The following is a 17,898-nucleotide window of genomic DNA, read 5'->3' as shown; positions in this document are numbered from 1 at the left end:
GCGTGCAGGTAGTTCAATGCCTGCCGTTGAAGTGGATCTTGTAGTCGATGCGCACTCTTCCAGAACCGGCCTGTCGAGCATTGTCTGGCCAGACGACGGCCATCGAGATGCTGCGGTAGAGCACGCGTTAGGCGTCGTGGGCGAGGCAGTTCCTGCCCCTGGGTCAACGTGATCGCCGCCGACCGCTCCGGCGCCGCCCTCTACGCCGACCACTCGGTCGTGCCCCAGGTCACCGACCGGCTCGCCGCCGCCTGCATCCCGCCCGCCTGGCGCGACCTCTACGCCACCAGCGGCCAGGCCGTCCTCGACGGCTCCCGGTCCCGCTGTTCGCTGGGCCGCGACCCGGACGCCGCATCCTCGGTCCGGGGCACCTGCCCACGCTCGTTCGCCCCGCCTACGTGACCAACTCCAACGACAGCTACTGGCTGGCCAACCCGGCCCACCCGCTGACCGGCTTCCCGCGCGTCATCGGCGACGAGCGGACCGAGCGCAGCCTGCGTACCCGCCTCGGCGTGGACCAGGTCCAACGGCGCCTGGCTGGCAGCGGCGGCCTTCCCGGCACCCGCTTCACGGTCGACCGGCTGTGGGCGGTCACCCTCGGCAATCGGACGTACGCCGGCGAGCTGGTCCGCGATGACCTCGTGCGACTGTGCACGGCGCACCCGGTCGCCGCCGCGAGTGATGGCACCCGGACCGACCTGACCGCGGCATGCCGTGCGTTGCGCGGCTGGGACCTGCGGGTCGACCTGGACAGCCGGGGGCGCACCTGTTCAGCGAGTTCACCCTGGCCGGCGGGCTGCGCGTCGCCGACCGGTTCGACCCGGCGGCGCCGCTCACCACCCCGCGCCGCCTCGCCGTCGACGACCCGAGGGTACGCACCGCTCTGGCCGACGCCGTCCGTCGGCTGGCCGGAATCCCCCTCGACGCCCGCCTCGGTGACCTCCAGACCGAGCCGCGTGGCGGCCGGCGGATCCCGATCCACGGCGGCCGTCCGGAGCCGGGCGCGTTCAACATGGCCGTCGACATGCTGGTGCCCGGGGTCGGCTACCCGAGGGTGCGGCACGGCACCTCGTACCCCATGGCCGTCGAGCTGGGCCCGGACGGGCCGTCGGGCCGGCAGCAGCTCACCTACTCACAGTCGGCCAACCCGAACTCGCCCTGGTACGCCAACCAGACCACCCTCTACTCCCGCAAAGGCTGGGACACGATCAAGTTCACCGAGCCCCAGCTACGGGCCGACCCGAACCTGGGCAGCTACCGGGTGGGAAGCACCCGGGCCCAGGACTGAAGCGTGACTCACGCGCCCGGCACCCTAATCCTCGCGGTGGTCCGGCTCGGCTCCTCGGCGTGATACCGCCACCTGCCCGGGCGGGACACCGTGGGGGCCGGCGCCGCCAATAGCGTTCGGGTGACCGGTCAACGATCGAGGAGGATGCGTGAGCCAGCCACCCAGTCCGGCGCTCCCCGGCGAGCCGAAACCCGTGACCGTGCACATCGAGAAATGGCGTGCGGCGCTTCCGCCGGATGCCTGGCCCGACGGTTTTCCGGAGGTCGGGTCGGTGTGGCGGCGGGACGTGTTCACCGTTGCCGAGGCTTGGCGCGCCGGGGAGGCGAGCCCGCGGCAGTTGCTGAGCGCGGTGCTCATGTGGGGTTACGGTCCGATCGGCTACGGCCCGTGGCGCACCGTGCGGTCGCTGGAGGGCGACCCGGACGGCAAGCGCCTGGCGTACGCGCTCGAAGGGCTGTGCACGCCAGCTCCGGACGAGGACGCCCTGCGGACCGCCTATCAGCGCCTGCGTGACCCGAAGGAGTCGCGGCTGCCCCGGCTCGGCCCCGGGTTCTTCACCAAGCTGCTCTACTTCGCCGGCTACCGGCGGGGCGCGTCCGGCCGGCAGCCGCTCATCCTCGACAGCGTCGTCTGGCGCCGGCTGCCCGTCGACGCGGGTGTGCGACGCGAGTCCGGGTGGGTGTCGGAGGAGTGGCTCGCCTACCTGGGCTGGGCGGCGGATCAGGCGCACCGCCGGGGCATCGAGCCCGACGAGGTGGAGATGGCGCTGTTCCACGACCGCTGGGATTGACCGGGGGAGCGCCGCGCGGACGGACTGTGCTCCCGGTACCGGGACCGGGACCGGCACGCGTGCGCGGTGGTGGCCGCGGGCGGGGATCGCAGCGCCTGCTGATTCCCGATCGCGTCCCACGGTTGCCGATGGTGGCGGAGTCTGGAGTCCCCATGGGCTGACGCCGCGACGGTTTGGTGCTCGTGTCGGCGGGAAGCTTGCGGATCTGCCACCACACGGAGAGGAATTCCCATGACATCGAACGGCCTCCCCGGCGGGACGTTCAGGATGGGGGACCTGACGCTCACCCGGATGGGTTACGGCGCGATGCAGCTGGCCGGGCCGCACGTCTTCGGCCCACCGGCCGACCGTGCCGCTGCCGTGGCCGTGCTGCGCGAGGCCGTCGATCTGGGCATCAACCACATCGACACGGCCGACTACTACGGCCCGTACGTCACCAACGAGATCATCCGGGATGCTCTGCACCCGTATCCGGACGACCTGCACATCGTCACCAAGGTTGGGGCGCTGCGCGACGCCGAGGGCAACTGGCCGTCGGCCCTCGCGCCGGAGCAGCTCCGCCAAGCCGTCCACGACAACCTGGACCGCCTCGGCCTCGACGTGCTCGACGTGGTCAACCTGCGCGTCGGGGGGTTCGATCGGCCCACCCCCGGCTCGGTCGAAGAGCCGTTCACGGTCCTCGCCGAGCTGCAGCAGCAGGGGCTGATCAAGCACCTTGGGCTCAGCACCGTCAACGCGGAGCAGGTCGCCGAGGCGCAGTCCATCGCGCCGGTGGTGTGCGTGCAGAACTTCTACAACATCGCCAACCGTGACGACGACCCGCTCGTCGATTCCCTCGCGGCGCAGGGCGTCGCCTACGTGCCCTACTTCCCCCTCGGTGGCTTCACGCCGCTGCAGTCCGAGGAGCTCGAGGCCGTCGCCGCCCGCCTTGAGGCCACCCCGCTGGCGGTCGCGCTGGCGTGGCTGCTGCACCGGTCCGCGAACATCCTGCTCATCCCCGGCACCTCCTCCGTCGCGCACCTGCGCGAGAACGTCTCCGCCGCCGCGCTGGCCCTCCCCGAGGACGCCCTGACCGAACTGAACAGCATTGACTGACGGGGATTCTTGTGAAGTGTCCCCGCTGGCTGGGCCTGACCCGAGTTTGAACCGGCTCCGTGCCCTGAAGTTGACCCGTCGACCCGGCAGGCGGGGGCACCGTTCTCGGCGCGTGCACAGGCCAACGTGGTGACCTGAGTAGGAGCTCGGGTCCGTCCCTCATCCCCGTTCTGTCCAGCGTTCTGCTCGTGCTCAGTGGCCGAGCGACACCCTTCACGCACGCGACAGCCACCTGACCAACCTCGTCACCGCCGTGGCCCCCGACCTGGTCGCCCTGCCCGGCGTTGGCATCGACACCGCTGGACAACTTCTCGTCACCGCCGGCGATAACCCCCACCGACTGCGGTCCGAAGCCGCCTTCGCCCGCCTCTGCGGCGTCGCCCCCATCCCCGCCAGCTCCGGCCGGCCAGACCGCCACCGCCTGCACCGGGGCGGCGACCGCGACGCCAACAGTGCTCTCTGGCGCATCACCCTAGTCCGCATGCGCTGCCACCAGCCCACCGAGGACTACGTCACTCGCCGAACCGCCGAGGGCAAGACCAAGACGGAGATCATGCGCTGCATCAAACGCTATGTGGCCAGGGGAACCTTCCCCTTGCTCGCCGCACGGCCGATGGGTCACCAACCATCGGCCACTACCACCGCTAGCGGCTGAGATCTCCGGCTTCGGGCGGAGCCTCCACCTGCTCAGTGTTCAACTGCTGCATGGCATTCACGTGCACACTCCAGTGCTCGACCAACGCGGCCAGCCGGTTCGGACGTGGCGATCCAGGAGGCGGAGTCGACGCGGCCAACAACGCCACCGCTGCCGCCACGACCTCCTCGAATGCCTCGACACTCGGATCTGCCCCAAGCTCATCGACAGCATCCAGCCACTCCTGCCACTGTCTGCCTGCACCCAGCTCATCTGCTGGCCAGCTTCCTGGACTCACCCAACCCCCTCTCTGGTCTCCGTCGTCGCACGAGCCTAAGCCCAGCCCCTGGCGATGAGTTGGTCATCGGCGTCGTCGATGCGGTTGGTGGACCGATAGCGGTTTCAGGTCCTCATGGCCCAGTCGGTGCGCGATGACGTGGGCCTGAACAACCGGATCAGTACCGTCGATCGGAAAGGTCACGACATATCTGCCCGGCAAGGCATATCGCGACCCGCTCCGGTCGCGGGCGCAGTAGCTGACCTCGACCACGTCCGTGCGATCCTCAGGCGCGCGGATCGCTACGTAGGTGCGTATCCAGGCTCCGCCGTCCTGCCCATACCCCTCACCCCACAACACGGATTGGAGGTTCTCTGCAACCGCCCGTGCTGGCCACATTCGGCTAGCCCGCCCCGTCGCTTGGGCTATACCATGCGTATACGCCTGCCGGTCGAACCGGAAGATGCCCAATCCGATCTCCGGCCCTTCCTTGAGCACCCTGCCGATGGCCGTCAGGCGCCAGCAGTCCCAGATCACTTCGGAGCCGGCCTGATGAACGCGGACCGTGAGTTCGTCCTCGGTCGTGTCGGATCCGCCTACCGCGATCTCTCGGGCTTCAAGCGAGACAGCCAGCCCGTCTGGCCCCAGCAGCCAAGAGGGCCCGAATCCCGCGACCGGCTCCCCGTGGAAGCCGTCGGGCGGATACGCCGCCGCCACGACGTCCAGGCCGTTGACGAGGATTCGCACACGGTGTGACGTGAACTCGGCGGGAAACAGCAGCGGCTCCAGCCTCAGGACATCGAGCACCGCGGGAGTCTAGCTATCTAGCCCGAGAGTTGACAGAAATAGGAGCGTCCGGCCATGCCGGCCCCGCGCCACCACCGGCCGAGACCCTGCGCGTTGGGCAGCCGACGAGCCGCAGCCCGAGCCGGCCAGTCCAGGGCGTGCCGGGCTGCGGGGCTGCCCAGCGCCCCGAGGTCGTCCAGCTCGGCCAGGCGGTGACACCACCCCGGGTCGGGCTTCAGCCGGTCGCCCTCGCGATCAGCGGGATGCCCTCGCGATAGGTCGGCACCGCCGGAGCCCAGCCCAGCTCGCGCTTGGCCTTGGCGTTGGAGACGCGCATCGACGTGGTCATCATGGCGTGCGCGTACGGGATGGGCCGCAGCATCCAGCTCGGCACCCGCCACGGCCGGCGTGCCCCGAATGCGGCCGCGAGCGCGTCCAGGTAGTCGCCCCAGCGCACCGGCTCGTCGTCGACGATGTTGTACGCCTGCCCGGCCCGACCCTTCTCCAGCGCGGCCACGGTCGCCGCGGCGGCGTCCTCCAGGTAGATGAAGTTGGCGAAGCCGCCGGACGAGGGCACCGGCAACCGGCGCTTGCGCACCAGGTTGACCATCATGTTGGTCATGCGGTCCCGCCCGTAGAAGAACCCGTAGCGCAGCGCGACGCCCTCCATCTCGTCGGCCGAGAACACCTGCTTCTCGGTGGAGCCCATGGCCGCGACGGCCTCCCCGAGCTTGCCGCCCACGGGTTCGGCGAACGGGGTGTCCTCGGTGATCACCCGCGGGCCGTGGTCGCGGTAGCCGTAGCCGAGCACGATCGACTGGGTGACGAAGCGGTGGGCGCCGACCGCCCGGGCCGCCGCGAGCAGGTTCGCCGTGCCGGTGGTACGCAGGGCGTTCGTGCCCTGAAGCGCCTCGCCCATCTTCGTGGTGCCCAGCGCCGTCAACTCGTGGACGACCGCGTCGGCCCGCACGTCCCGTACGGCGGCGAGCAGGTTCTCGCGGTCCAGCACGTCGGCCACCACGGCCTCGGCGCCCGCGTGGCGCAGCCGCTCGGCGTTGGACTGGCTGCGGCTGATGCCGACCACCTGGTGGCCTGCGGCGATGAGTTGGCGGGTGAGGGGCGTACCGATCGCGCCCGAGGCGCCGGCGAGCAGGACTCTCATTACTTCGGTCCCTTCCTGTGGGTCTCACCCCTATGGACGGAGTACCGGTCGCGCGTGTGATGACCGTGCGGTGTGTCGTCCCGCAGCCGTTGTGATGCGTCGGCTCGGCGCCGGGCGAAAACGGGTTCGTGGCGGTGCATAGGATCGGGTCATGGGCCGGACCTTCGACATCATCTCCCCGCCGCGCTCCTGAGCGGGGCGCCTTTGCTCATCGTGTCCGGCCGGTGTCGGCTGGACGCGCGGTTCACCCAGCGCTGAGTCCGGCACGCCCCGCTTCCGCGACCCTCATTCCTCTCGTCGCAGGAGCGATTTCTCATGCTTGTCTCCGAACAACCGGTGGTTGCCGCCCGACGCTCCGTCACCGGCCTGTGGTCGCTTGTCGCCGCCGGCGTGCTGTGGGGCACCGGTGGCCCCACCGGCAGCCTGCTCGCCCACGAAACGGGGCTGTCACCGCTGGCGGTGGCGTCCTACCGGCTCGTCGTCGCGGGGCTGCTCGTCATCGGCTGGCTCTGCCTGGCGCGGAAACCGCTGCCCCGCCGCCGGGAAGCCTGGGCTCGGATCACCGTGAACGCACTGCTCGCCGCGGTCTTTCAGGCCAGCTTCTTCGCGGCGGTGTCCCTGACCAACGTCAGCCTCGCCACCCTGCTCACCATCGGCGCCTCACCAGCCCTGGTGCTGGCCGCGGAACGGGTCGCCGGACGGCGGCGGGTCGGCGCGTCGAGGCTCGCCGCGGTGGCGTTGGCCGTGGCTGGTCTGGCCCTGCTCGTCGGCACGCCGGCCGACGGCATCACCACCACCGGCGCGCTCACCGGGGGCGGACTCGCGTTGCTGGCGGCCGCCGGCTTCGCCGCGATGACCCTGATCGGCACCCGGCCCGTCGCCGGTCTCGACGATCTCACCGCCACCGGCGTGAGCTTCGCCCTCGGTGGGGCCGTGCTCGCCGCCGCATGCGCGCTGACGTCCGGCATGAGCTTCGTCCCGACCCCGACGTCCGTGGGTTTGCTGCTCCTGCTGGGCGCAGTGCCCACCGCGACGGCGTACGCCCTGTACTTCCGCGGCCTGCGCACCACCCCGGCCAGCACGGCGGCGCTGATCGCGCTGCTGGAACCACTCGTCGCCACACTCCTGGCCATCCTGTTCCTCGGCGATCGCCTGAGCGCGGCCGGGCTCGTCGGCGCTGGGCTGATCACCACCGCCATCGTGCTGAATACCCGCGGGCAGCGGTGACACAGAGGGGCCCGGGCAGGACCAGCAGGCCCTGCCCGGGCCCCCTTGTCAGGACGACGGCGCGTCCGCCCGAAGCAGCGATCCCCGGCGCGGCAGGGACCGTGGTGGCTCAGGGCCTACCCGAGGGCCGGCTCGTCGTCCCAGGCCAGCGAGCTCAATCTCCAACCCGACGGGGTCTTGACGAACTGGGTTGTCTTCACGCCCCGGCCCTCGAACCACTCGCCGTTGAGATAGCCCGACTTGCGGTACTCGCTGAACCGGTGGGCGATCGAGCCGTAGATCTCGGTGGTCTCCGAGGTCTCCCACTCCCGGAACTCGGTCAGCGTCCCGTCGGTGAGGATCTTCTCGCGAGGTTCGACGAACTGGCGCAGGTCGTAGACGACCGGGGTCTCGCCGACGGTGCTGATGATCATTCCCTCGGGGATGAACACCTCCTCGATCGCCTCGATGTTCGGCCTGGCGCCGCCCGGGTTGGCGAAGGCAGCCAGGAAGGTGGCCATCAGCCCGTCGAGTTCGGCCTTCACCTCCGCGGACATGCCCCTGGTCGCGAGGCCGGACTGGCCGGCGCGGCGGGCCCGCCACTCGTCGGCCAGCACGGACCAGATCTCGAGATCGATCCGTCCGCCTTTGCCGTCCGGGAAGTTCTGGCGCAGCGTTCCGTCGTGGCTCATTCCCAGCCGCCGGGCGACCGCGATGCTGCGCGCGTTGCGGGAATTGGTGCGCCACTCGACGCGGGCGATGCCGCGTTCCTCGACAGCCCAGTCGATGATCCGCTCGGCGGCGCGGGTGATCAGGCCGTGCCCCTGCGCGCCGGGCTCCAGCCAGCAGCCCGCTTCGCAGACGCCGAGCGCGGTGTCGAAGGAGACGAACATGACGCCGCCGACCAGGCGGCCGTCCCGCCAGATGCCCCAGATGCCGCCGCTGTCCTGGGCCCGCTTGTCCGCGTAGCGCCGCAGTACCGCGCGAGCCTCGTCGAGGTCGCGGGCGACGAACGCGGGGGAGACCCACGGCAGGATGTGCTGGCGCGCCCGGTCCAGGTGGTGGAGGAACTCCTCGGCGTGCCAGGGCTCCAGCGGGCGCAGCACGGCCGAGTCGGTGAGGGGCAACGCGAACATCACAGCCTCCGTACATAACAAACGTTTGGCAGGTACGCTAACAGGCCATGACCCCCGCACGCACCGACCATGACTCCCGCCGCCAGGACGTCTCGGAGGCGGTCTGGCAGGTCCTGGCCGAGCACGGCTTCGGCGGCCTCACCATGCGCGCCGTCGCGGCGGCCCTGGGCTCCTCGACCGGACTGGTCACCCACTACTTCGCGGGCAAGCGCGAGCTGATCGCCCACGCCCTCGACATCCTCGAGGTACGCACCGCGCAGCGCCCCCGGCAGGCCGCTCCCGCACCCGGACTGGCGGCGCTGCGCACGCAGATCCTCAACATCCTCCCGCTGACTCCCGATGCGGTGGCCATGAACCGGATCTGGGTCGGCTCCTGGGACGTCGCCCTGTCCGACCCCGACCTGTTCGCCGCCCAGACCCTCCGCTACGAACGCGTCCGGGCCGGGCTGCGCGCCTCCATCGAGGACGCCCAACGGTTGGGCGAGCTTCCCGACGGTGACCCGGGCCGGCTCGCGACGACCGTGCTGGCGTTCACGCACGGCCTGGTCGTGCAGGCGCTGTTCGACCCCGACCGGCTGCCGGCAGCCACACAGGCCCGACTCGTCGACGACTTCCTCGCCGCGTTCACCCGCTGAACCGCGACCGGCCTGGAACGAGGCCGGTCCCGGGCGGCGCTGCCGCTGACGGACCCGGCTCGTATGGTGGCGGGGCGCGGCAGTCGTCTCGGGGAGGGTGGTCCATGCTCGCGGAACTGGCAGCTCCGCCGGCCGTCGCGGCCGAGCGGGTGATCACCGCCGTGCTGGCCGACCTGCGCTCCGGCGACCACCGGGGCGTGGTGGTCGACTCGCCGCCCGGCGCCGGGAAGTCCACCCTCGTGGTTCGCGCCGCCGTCGAGCTGGCCGCCGCCGGCGAGTCGCTGATCATCGTGGCGCAGACCAACGAGCAGGTCGATGACCTCATCGACCGGCTCGCCCGCAAGGCACCCGAGCTGCCCATCGGCCGGCTCTCCGCCACCGACTACCAGCCCACCGACCGGGTCAAGGGCCACGAGACGGTCCGGGTCGCGGCCAAGGTCGCCGACCTCGGTGGTCCGGCCGTCGTCATCGGTACGGCCGCCAAGTGGGCCACCGTCGCGGACGGCGTGTGGCCGTGGGCGATCGTCGACGAGGCGTACCAGATGCGGTCGGACGCGCTGCTGCGCGTGGCCGGGCGGTTCGAGCGGGCGCTGTTCGTGGGCGACCCGGGGCAGCTCGACCCGTTCTCGACCGTGGAGACCACGCGGTGGACCGGGCTGACCTGGGATCCGATGCAGTCGGCGGTGGCCACCCTGCTGCGGCACAACCCCGAACTGCCCGTGCACCGGTTGCCGGTGTCCTGGCGGCTGCCCGCCACCGCCGCGCCCGTGGTGGCCGCCGCGTTCTACCCGTTCACCGGGTTCCGCGCCGGCACCGGGCCGGCCGACCGGGCGCTGACCTTCACCGATCCGGGGCCGGGCGACCACTTCGACGCGACGGTCGACGTGGCGGCCGCCGCCGGCTGGGCGCTGCACGAGCTGCCCGCCCGGCACACGCCGCGTACCGACTCCGAGGCCGCGGCGGCCTGCGCGGAGCTGGCGCTGCGGGTGCTGCGGCGGGGCGCGGTCGCGGTCTCCGAGGCGGCGCCCGGCGGCGCGCCGGTGACCGCGGACCGGATCGCCATCGGGGCCGCGCACCGCGACCAGGTGGCGGCCATCCGGTCGCACCTGGGCGCGGCCGGCGCGGGCATCACGGTCGACACCGCCAACCGGCTCCAGGGCCGGGAGTACGACGTCACGATCGTGCTGCACCCGCTCTCCGGCCGGCGCGACGCGACCGCGTTCCACCTGGAGTCGGGGCGGCTCTGCGTGCTGGCGTCCCGGCACCGGCACGCGTGCGTGGTGGTGGCGAGGGCCGGGATCGCCGAGCTGCTAGACGCCCACCCGTCGACCGAGCGGGTGCACCTGGACGTGCCGGTGAAGTTCCCGGACGGCTGGGAGGCCAACCACACCATGCTCGCCCACCTGGCCGCGCACCACGCCCGCTAGCCGCGGCCGCTAGGGCGCTGCCCAGGAACGATTGTCGGGTTGGGGAACGCCGGGCGGCGTCTGACGGAGGGACGGCCGACTCTCGACGGCGGCGATGTGACCGCCGAGAGTGGGGGGTGGGCGGACTGCGCACCGGTACGTGGCTGGTGTCTGTCCGAGGCTGAGTTGTGGTCAGAGACATCCCCGTGGTCCCCTGGCCCTGGCCAGCGAAGCGCACTGTCCTGGTTGTTCCCATGTTGTACCGCTGGCATTGACTGCTCCATCGAGACCTGTCATGCTGCCCTCCGGTACACCGCAGGAACAACCGGAGGGCTCGTGAAGTTCTACACCGCCACCAAGAGCCGTAGCCAGGGCCGGGAAAGCTGGTCGGTCATCTTCCGGCACCCGAGCAGGCTCGATGTCGGCACCGGTAAGCCTGGCCGTCGGGTACGTCGGGGACTCGGGACGACCGATGATGCCGAGGCGTTTCGAATGGTCGAGCAACTCAATGAGATCCTGCGGACGCCAAGCCTGTGGGAGTTGACGGCTCGGGTGACCGCCGAAGCCCGGTTCGACGCCCGTGTGGTGGAGATCTTCTACGAGGGGCTTGAGGCCGTCGAGCTCGACTTTGCAGGTGTACGCGAGGAGTTGCTTCCGCTTCCGACCGCAGCGGACGGCTACAAGACCGTGATGATGCTCGGTACGACCGGGGCCGGCAAGACGACCGTGGTGCGGCAGCTTCTCGGTACCAACCCGGAGACTGAACGCTTCCCGTCCACGTCGACGGCGAAGACGACGGTTGCTGATATGGAGCTGATCACCAGCGCGGAACCGACGTATCGCGCGGCGGTGACGTTCACGCCTCGCGACGAAGTGATCGATTACCTCACCGAGAACGTGTCCGCGGCCGCGCTCGCGGTCTTTAACGGAAAGGGTGACGTCGAGGTCGTCCGGCAGCTCCTCGATCACGTCAACCAACGGTTCCGCTTCAGCTACGTGCTGGGCCGGGCCATCGGACCGAACGCCGACGACCTCGTGGACGATGACGTCGACGAGGGTGAAGACATCGACCTGACAGAGTATGGCCAGGTCGACATCGAGTTCACCCAGCAGGTGATCCAGAAGGCGGTCCGTTCGGTCCGGGCGATTGTCGAGCGGCATGCCGGCGCCATCCGCGACGAGTTCGAAGCCAGTGAAGAGGACGAACGGGTTGTCGCCGAGTACATCGAGGAAAACCTCGATACCGAGTTGCGGCAGTCCGACGAGTTCCACGGCATCGTGGATTCTCTGATCGACGAGATCGAGAAGCGGTTCTCGACGTTGGAGGTCGGCGTTCTGCGGCGAAACCGGCAGGGCTGGCCGGTCAGCTGGTCGTGGAGCAGCGACGACAGGGCGGAGTTCATCAAGAACGTCACCAGATTCTCGAGTAACTACGCACCGCTGTTCGGTCGCCTGCTCACGCCGCTCGTCAACGGGATCCGAGTCAGCGGTCCATTTGTGCCGGACTGGGCCGCGCAGCCGGCCAAGCTCGTGTTGGTGGATGGTGAGGGTCTCGGCCACACTCCGAAGTCGGTTGCCACTCTCTCGACCCGGGTCGCGGTGCAGCTCGAGAAAGTCGACGCCGTGCTGCTGGTCGACAACGCGACCCAGCCTATGCAGGCGGCTCCGGTGGCAGCGTTGAAGGGCATTGCCGTCTCAGGCAACGCCATGAAGTTGCACTTCCTCTTCACTCACTTCGACCACGTCAAGGGCGACAACCTGCCGACATTCTCGGCGCGGGAGGAGCATGTCTTGGCCTCCGTGGAGAATGTGCTGAAAGCGATCGGCGACGAACTCGGCCCGGCTGCCGACCGCGTCCTGCGTCGCCGCCTCGACGATGCGCGGTTCTTTGTCGGTGGCATCCACGAGCCGTTGAATGGAAAAAAGAAGCTGGGTGGACGGTCGATCCAGGAGTTTCAACGGCTGCTTGAGGTTCTCTCCCACCCTGAGCATCTGGCCGAAGCTGGCCCCAGCCGGCCCGTCTACGACCGGATGAATCTCTCCCTCGCGGTAACCGAAGCGGCGAAGAACTTCCACCTGCGCTGGCGGGGTCTGCTCGGGCTCGATGTGAACCCGGATGCCCCCAAGGAGCACTGGACCCGTGTCAAGGCGTTGAGCCGCCGCTTGGCGGAAGGTTGGACGGACGAGTACGACAACCTGAAGCCGGTCGCTGACCTCCGCTTCGAGTTGCAGCGACAGGTGTATCTGATGTTGCAGCGGCCGGTGCGGTGGGACCGGGGCGAGCCGAGCGACGACGAGAAGCAGATCGTGATCGACGACGTATCAAATGCCGTGACCAAGAAGCTGATGGATCTGACCCGGCGAAGGATGCAGGATGACGTCAGGCTCGGCTGGCAGGCGGCCTACAGTCAGAGTGGGACGGGATCCACGTTTGTTCGCGCCCGCATCATCGCCTCCGATGTCTATGACAAGGGTGCCCCAGTTCCGAGTGTCAGTGCCTCACCGGACCAGAACCGCTTCCTCAAGGATGTCGCGGGGATCGTTTCGGATGTGGCCCAGGAGCTCGACATCGTGCTGGAGTGAGCCTCAGCAGGACCGTTCTTATCGAACGTTCCAGGTTTGCGAGCAGTTCCTCCGCGCCGAACGTTCAGCGCGGGGGAGGGTTGCGGGTGACTCCTCGCATTCCTTCTGACGCGAGCCGGAGGCAAGCCACGAGGCCACTGTCGAACGCCGATCCTGGAGCTTGTGGTCAGGTGGCTAACTGCAGGAGTCGCAGACGCCCGTTACGGGAAGTTGGACGAAGCAGTTAGAGCACGACGGGCGAGGCGCCGGCACAGTTGATCGGGCCGGCCGCCTAACGCGCGCTTCCAAGATTGGAGCGAGCGCTGGTGAGCCACCTTCATCGGGCAAGGCGGCACCGAAGTGTCGGTAGCAGTCGAGGCGAGCGGCGGCCGCGTGATACTCGCGCTCGATGTCGTCGGTGATGGGGGACTTGCCAGCTACTTCGAGTACTGCCTTGTAGCCCTCGCCGACCTTGCCGTCATGGCGATGAACCACCAGTGCGGTGAGCGGCGGATCGCCGCGCCGGTGTCCTTCCAGCACGACCAGGTACAGGACCTTGCCGATCCAGTGCCGGAAGGGCACCGAAGTGCGGATACCTGAGGCAACCTGGACTTGCTCGGCGAGATCGCCGTAGACGACCAATCCCTGGTACGTGCCTGCCACGTTGCTGAGCAGGGGGTACGCATGGCTTGCCCAGGCGGCGTAGGCCTCTGCCGCGGTTACCCGCGACCCGTCGGCCTCACGCCAGTAGCCACGCAACTCCACGGATCCGCTCCCAACTGTTTGCCCGTGGGTGGAGGCTAGCGGCTACGCGACCGAACTGGGCACCCGTGCTGCCTCCTCGTTCACCTGCCGGTGAGCGCCGCATAGGTGCATCGACTGACGTTGTGATCGGAGTAGAGGAAGACGAGGTCACCCGTGCGAAGCTTGCTCTGCTCGCCGCCACACCTGCGCCCCATTGGGGGTGGGGGAATGTAAGCGAGCCACCCGCCACCGGGGGCTGGCCGAGATTACTTTCCATGAGGGTCGGCGGCGTTGAGCGTTGCCACCACCTGGTCGTAGTCGCCGCGCGCCTCGCCGTAGCGGAGAAACTTCACCCGCTCGACCTGGATCTCCCGGGCGTCGGGCTGCGCCTCGATCAGCGCGACGACCTCGCTCACGAACTCGTCGAGCGGCATGGCGAACTCGCTGGTCTCCTGCCCGGGCAGCAGCGAGGTGCGGACCGCCGGCGGTTCCAGCTCCACGACCTTGACGGTCGTGTCGGCCAGCTGCAACCGGAGCGACTCGCTGAGCATGTGGATCGCGGCCTTCGACGCGTTGTAGCTGGGGGTGACCTTGAGCGGCGTGAACGCCAGGCCCGAGGAGACCGTCATGATCGTGGCGTCGGGCTGCGCTTGGAGGTGCTCGATGAACGCGCCGATGAGGCGGATCGGGCCGAGCACGTTGGTCGTGACGATCTGCTCGGCCGAGGCGAGGAAGGTCTCGGGCCGGTGCCAGTCCTCGACGCGCATGATGCCGGCCATCGTGACGAGGACGTTGAGGTCGGGGTGCTTGGCGAGCACTTCCTGCGCGGCGGCCTCGATGCTCGCCGGGTCCGCCGTGTCGATCGTGACGGTGTCGATGTCGGGGTGCTCCGCGGCAACCTTCTCGAGCAGGTCGGTGCGCCGGCCACCGATGATGACCGTGTTGCCCCTGGCCTTGAGGGCGAGGGCGAGCGCGAGGCCGATCCCGCTCGTGGAGCCGGGGACAAAGATCGTGTTTCCGGAGATGTTCATGCGTCGAGCCTGGCCCACCGGTGCGGTGCGGGGGCAGAGACCGGTTGTCGGGGGATCGGCAATCCCTGGTTGGACCGCACGACCGGCGGATACTGGGATCATGGACCGCGCAGCCCTGGCCGACTTCCTCCGCCGCCGCCGTGAGGCGCTGCAGCCCGGGGACGTCGGGCTGGCCGCCGGCGTCCGCCGCCGCGCCCCGGGGCTGCGGCGCGAGGAGGTGGCCGCCCTGGCCACCATGTCGACCGACTACTACACCCGGCTGGAGCAGCAGCGCGGCCCGCAGCCGAGCCCGCAGCTGCTCGCCTCGCTGGCCCGGGCGCTGCGGCTGACCGGCGACGAGCGCGACTACCTGTTCCGGGTGGCGGGGCACAACCCGCCGGCCTCGGTGTCCGCGGCGACGCACGTCTCCCCGGCGCTGCTGCGGGTGCTCGACCGGCTGGCCGACACCCCGGCGCTCATCCTGTCCAACCTCGGCGAGACCCTCGTGCAGAACCGGATGGCCGAGGCGCTGTTCGGTGACCGGTCGGGCCACACGGGGCTGGCCCGCAGCGAGATCTACCGGTGGTTCACCGACCCGGCAGAGCGGAGCCGCTATCCCGAGGAGGACCGCGACCGGCAGAGCCGCGCCCAGGTCGCCAACCTGCGCGCCGCGTACGGGTCGATGGGGCCGCAGTCGCGCGCCGGTGAGCTGGTGCGGGCGCTGCAGAAGGCCAGCCCGGAGTTCGCCGAGCTGTGGGAGCGGCACGAGGTCGCCCAGCGGTTCGCGGACCACAAGACGCTGATCCACCCCGAGCTGGGGCCGATCGAGCTGGACTGCCAGGTGCTGTTCACCGAGGACCAGTCCCAGGCCCTGCTCGTGCTCACGGCGCCACCGCGCAGCGAGGGCTACGAGAAGCTGAAACTGCTCGCCGTGCTCGGCCACGAGCGCTTCCCGGCCAGCACCTAGACGGGACTCCTCGTCCAGCCGGCGGATCAGGTGGGCTCGACCAGGAGTCGGGCGTAGTTGGCCATCGACCGCTGGTAGCGCGGCAGGTGCCTGGCCAGCGCCCCGACGGCGATCGCGACCGCCTCCCGCTCCCGGCCGACGCTGGTCAGCGCCAGCGCGAGCGTCGCGCTGACCGCATCGTCGAGCTCGTCGGAGCCGCGCCCGCGCTCCTCGGTCAGCAGCCGGACGCTCTCCTCGGGCTGCCCCGTGTTCCGCAGCGAGCTGGACATCTGGATCACCGAGCGCCGCCGGCGGATGCCGTCGATGCCCAGCTCCAGCGCCCTGCGGTAGAGCGGCACCGCCTTGTCCGAATGACCGGTCGAGTCCCAGGCGCAGGCCCGCTCGAACGCCGCCACCGGATGATCCGGCCCCAACTCGTCGGCGAGGACGCCGACCCGCGAGCGGAACTCCTCCTCGTCCCAGCCGTCGGGTGCCGCGTTGAAGGCCGCCCACAGGTCCGCGCTGCGCTGCTCCCAGTCGGCGCTCGGGTTCATCGTCGTTCTCCTCGTGATCGTCGGTTCGGACGGGAGACACTCTGCGAGCGCTGATACCGTGGCCGCGACTGATTCGGCGACGGCCGAATCTCGTCGTCCGGGAAGGTGGTGCGGATGGCGGTCACGCTGCGGTTCAGCCCCGCCGACCTGCTGCGCTGCCGCTTCGCCATCTCGCCCATGTTCGAGACGCTGTCTGCGGTGCGCCTGCTCTCCCCGCGCGAAGGCGTCGGCCCCCACCGCCGCTGGCTCGACACCCTCGACACGCGGGAACTCGACCTGCGGCCGATCGCCCTGCTCCAGCCGCGTCGCGGCTACACCCCCGACTTCCTCTCGCCGCCTCCGGTCAGCCCCCACGCCCGGTTCGACGACGAGCTCGCGGCCGTGGCGGCCACCGACCACGATCGGGTACGCGCGGAGGTGCGACGGTCACTGGGGGACACCCCGGGGGCGGCCGAGTCGGCGACCGGACGGCTGCTGCTGGGCGACCCGGCCGTTGCTCTCCAGACGCTGGTCTCACGTGTGAAGCGGGCATGGCAGATCCTGGTCGAACCCGTCTGGCCGCACGTACGCGGGCTGCTCGACGCCGATGTGGGCTTCCAGACCCGGCGTCTCGCCGAAGGCGGCCTCGACCGGTTGTTCGCCGAGCTACATCCACGGCTGCGCTGGAACAACGGCGTGCTGACCCGCGAGTACGGCGACGACGAGCATCGCGACCTGCGCGGCGAAGGGCTCGCCCTGGTGCCCAGCGCCTTCAAGTGGGATCAGGTGGTGGTCATCGTGGATCCGCCGTGGCAGCCCACAGTGATCTACCCGGCGCGTGGGCTCGGCACGCTCTGGCAGCCTCTGTCCACCGATCGGCATGCGGCTCTGGGCCGGTTGATCGGCAGAACTCGGGCGGCGCTGCTGGTCAGCCTCGACGAGCCGGCCAGCACGACGACGCTGGCCCACCGCCACGCGCTGGCCGGCGGGACGGTGTCCGAGCATCTGTCGGTGCTGCGCGACGCCGGGTTCGTCGCCGGGGAACGACACCGGCACGAGATCCGTTATCGGCGTACACCGCTCGGCGAAGCCGCACTCCGTCAGCGCGACAGTTAGGGCTCAGCCGAGCGGCGCGCGGGACCGGGCCGGCGCCGGGCGTGCCTTCGGGCTGGGCCTGTCGATCGTGCGGGCGGTGGCCCAGGCGCACGGCGGCGCCGTGCACGCCCATCCCCGGGACGGCGGCGGGCTCGTCGTGAGGGTGACCCTGCCGTCCCCGGGCGCGGCCGTCCCCGCCCAACCGGCCCGGACGCTGCCCGCCGCGGCGCGCGGGTGAGCACCCGCGCCCGTCGGCGTACCTTCGCTGAGCCTCAGTCGCCCGGCGGCGTGTAGTCGGTCCGCGTCCGGGTCGCCTCGTCGACCTCGGCCGGGGTCAGCAGCGGGGTGACCCGGGTTCGCAGCCCGCGAGCCGCGCCGATGCGCATCGCCAGCGCGGCGGCGGTGCGGTGGTCGGGCAGGTCGCACAGCACGTACGTGTCGTCGTCGGCGAAGGCGAAGTGCATCGACAGCAACTGCCCGCCGGCGTCCTCGACCAGTTTCCGGACCACCTCGGCGCGCTTGGTGCCGCCGTCGCGGGTCAGCCCGCCGATCCCCTCCGCCGTGTAGACGGACCGCAGCAGGAACGCGGGCAT

The 17,898-nt window shown here is 70.3% G+C and carries 15 protein-coding genes and 3 pseudogenes; 11 read left to right on the top strand and 7 right to left on the bottom strand.

Features of this window, described 5'->3' with window-relative positions:
• Positions 1 to 156 precede the first annotated feature (156 nt).
• The 4 genes and pseudogenes from FXF50_RS11715 to FXF50_RS11700 all read left to right on the top strand — a co-directional run.
• Positions 157 to 1,288, top strand: a pseudogene (locus FXF50_RS11715) (penicillin acylase family protein); the annotation flags it as partial.
• Between the two features lie 148 nt (positions 1,289 to 1,436).
• A complete protein-coding gene (locus FXF50_RS11710; RefSeq protein WP_148427233.1) occupies positions 1,437 to 2,078 on the top strand; it encodes a hypothetical protein in 642 nt (213 codons plus the stop codon).
• 231 nt (positions 2,079 to 2,309) lie between these two features.
• The gene (locus tag FXF50_RS11705) at positions 2,310 to 3,173 is read left to right on the top strand and encodes an aldo/keto reductase family oxidoreductase (RefSeq protein WP_148427232.1); all 864 of its coding nucleotides are present in this window, start codon (positions 2,310 to 2,312) and stop codon (positions 3,171 to 3,173) included.
• Positions 3,174 to 3,426: 253 nt separating this feature from the next.
• The gene (locus tag FXF50_RS11700; RefSeq protein WP_222866049.1) at positions 3,427 to 3,828 is read left to right on the top strand and encodes an IS110 family transposase; all 402 of its coding nucleotides are present in this window, start codon (positions 3,427 to 3,429) and stop codon (positions 3,826 to 3,828) included.
• 340 nt (positions 3,829 to 4,168) lie between these two features.
• Here FXF50_RS11700 and FXF50_RS11695 read toward each other — a convergent pair whose 3' ends face one another.
• Both FXF50_RS11695 and FXF50_RS11685 read right to left on the bottom strand, forming a co-directional pair.
• Positions 4,169 to 4,891, bottom strand: a complete 723-nt coding sequence (locus FXF50_RS11695) for a hypothetical protein (protein ID WP_148427231.1) — start codon at positions 4,889 to 4,891, stop codon at positions 4,169 to 4,171.
• Positions 4,892 to 5,105: 214 nt separating this feature from the next.
• Positions 5,106 to 6,032: an NAD(P)-dependent oxidoreductase gene (locus FXF50_RS11685; RefSeq protein ID WP_148427230.1), complete on the bottom strand. Its 927-nt coding sequence runs from the start codon at positions 6,030 to 6,032 to the stop codon at positions 5,106 to 5,108.
• Between the two features lie 315 nt (positions 6,033 to 6,347).
• Between FXF50_RS11685 and FXF50_RS11680 the strand changes: the two genes are divergently transcribed.
• Positions 6,348 to 7,259: a DMT family transporter gene (locus FXF50_RS11680; protein WP_187399629.1), complete on the top strand. Its 912-nt coding sequence runs from the start codon at positions 6,348 to 6,350 to the stop codon at positions 7,257 to 7,259.
• A gap of 566 nt (positions 7,260 to 7,825) precedes the next feature.
• On the opposite strand, the pseudogene FXF50_RS29815 reads toward FXF50_RS11680, so the two are convergent.
• Positions 7,826 to 8,374 (bottom strand): annotated as a pseudogene (locus FXF50_RS29815) (GNAT family N-acetyltransferase); the annotation flags it as partial.
• A 47-nt stretch (positions 8,375 to 8,421) separates the two neighbouring features.
• Between FXF50_RS29815 and FXF50_RS11670 the strand changes: the two are divergent.
• The 3 genes from FXF50_RS11670 (at position 8,422) to FXF50_RS11660 (ending at position 12,998) form a co-directional block, all read left to right on the top strand.
• A complete protein-coding gene (locus FXF50_RS11670) occupies positions 8,422 to 9,009 on the top strand; it encodes a TetR/AcrR family transcriptional regulator (RefSeq protein WP_148427228.1) in 588 nt (195 codons plus the stop codon).
• 104 nt (positions 9,010 to 9,113) lie between these two features.
• Positions 9,114 to 10,436 carry an AAA domain-containing protein gene (locus FXF50_RS11665; RefSeq protein ID WP_148427227.1) on the top strand — a complete coding sequence of 441 codons (1,323 nt, stop codon included), beginning with the start codon at positions 9,114 to 9,116 and terminating at the stop codon, positions 10,434 to 10,436.
• 315 nt (positions 10,437 to 10,751) lie between these two features.
• Positions 10,752 to 12,998 (top strand): hypothetical protein, encoded by a 2,247-nt coding sequence (locus FXF50_RS11660; protein WP_148427226.1) that lies wholly within the window; start codon positions 10,752 to 10,754, stop codon positions 12,996 to 12,998.
• Positions 12,999 to 13,172: 174 nt separating this feature from the next.
• Here the strand turns inward: FXF50_RS11660 and FXF50_RS11655 are convergent, their stop codons facing one another.
• On the bottom strand, positions 13,173 to 13,742 hold the full coding sequence (locus FXF50_RS11655) for a hypothetical protein (protein ID WP_222866048.1): 570 nt from the start codon (positions 13,740 to 13,742) through the stop codon (positions 13,173 to 13,175).
• Positions 13,743 to 13,987: 245 nt separating this feature from the next.
• Positions 13,988 to 14,752 carry an SDR family oxidoreductase gene (locus tag FXF50_RS11650; protein WP_148427225.1) on the bottom strand — a complete coding sequence of 255 codons (765 nt, stop codon included), beginning with the start codon at positions 14,750 to 14,752 and terminating at the stop codon, positions 13,988 to 13,990.
• Between the two features lie 100 nt (positions 14,753 to 14,852).
• Between FXF50_RS11650 and FXF50_RS11645 the strand changes: the two genes are divergently transcribed.
• On the top strand, positions 14,853 to 15,698 hold the full coding sequence (locus tag FXF50_RS11645; protein ID WP_148427224.1) for a helix-turn-helix transcriptional regulator: 846 nt from the start codon (positions 14,853 to 14,855) through the stop codon (positions 15,696 to 15,698).
• A gap of 26 nt (positions 15,699 to 15,724) precedes the next feature.
• On the opposite strand, the gene FXF50_RS11640 is transcribed toward FXF50_RS11645, so the two are convergent.
• The gene (locus FXF50_RS11640) at positions 15,725 to 16,231 is read right to left on the bottom strand and encodes a tetratricopeptide repeat protein (RefSeq protein WP_148427223.1); all 507 of its coding nucleotides are present in this window, start codon (positions 16,229 to 16,231) and stop codon (positions 15,725 to 15,727) included.
• A gap of 114 nt (positions 16,232 to 16,345) precedes the next feature.
• Here FXF50_RS11640 and FXF50_RS11635 point away from each other — a divergent pair, with 114 nt between their 5' ends.
• Both FXF50_RS11635 and FXF50_RS29810 read left to right on the top strand, forming a co-directional pair.
• A complete protein-coding gene (locus FXF50_RS11635; RefSeq protein ID WP_148427222.1) occupies positions 16,346 to 17,326 on the top strand; it encodes a DUF5937 family protein in 981 nt (326 codons plus the stop codon).
• Positions 17,327 to 17,345: 19 nt separating this feature from the next.
• A pseudogene (locus FXF50_RS29810) lies at positions 17,346 to 17,543 on the top strand (ATP-binding protein); the annotation flags it as partial.
• A gap of 34 nt (positions 17,544 to 17,577) precedes the next feature.
• Here the strand turns inward: FXF50_RS29810 and FXF50_RS11625 are convergent.
• Positions 17,578 to 17,898 (bottom strand): GYD domain-containing protein, encoded by a 321-nt coding sequence (locus FXF50_RS11625; RefSeq protein ID WP_148427220.1) that lies wholly within the window; start codon positions 17,896 to 17,898, stop codon positions 17,578 to 17,580.

The organism is Micromonospora sp. AP08 (genome assembly GCF_008085935.1).
GTDB lineage: Bacteria > Actinomycetota > Actinomycetes > Mycobacteriales > Micromonosporaceae > Micromonospora > Micromonospora chersina.
The sequence above is the reverse complement of the archived record's forward strand: the minus strand, read 5'-3'. Positions and strand labels throughout refer to the sequence as shown.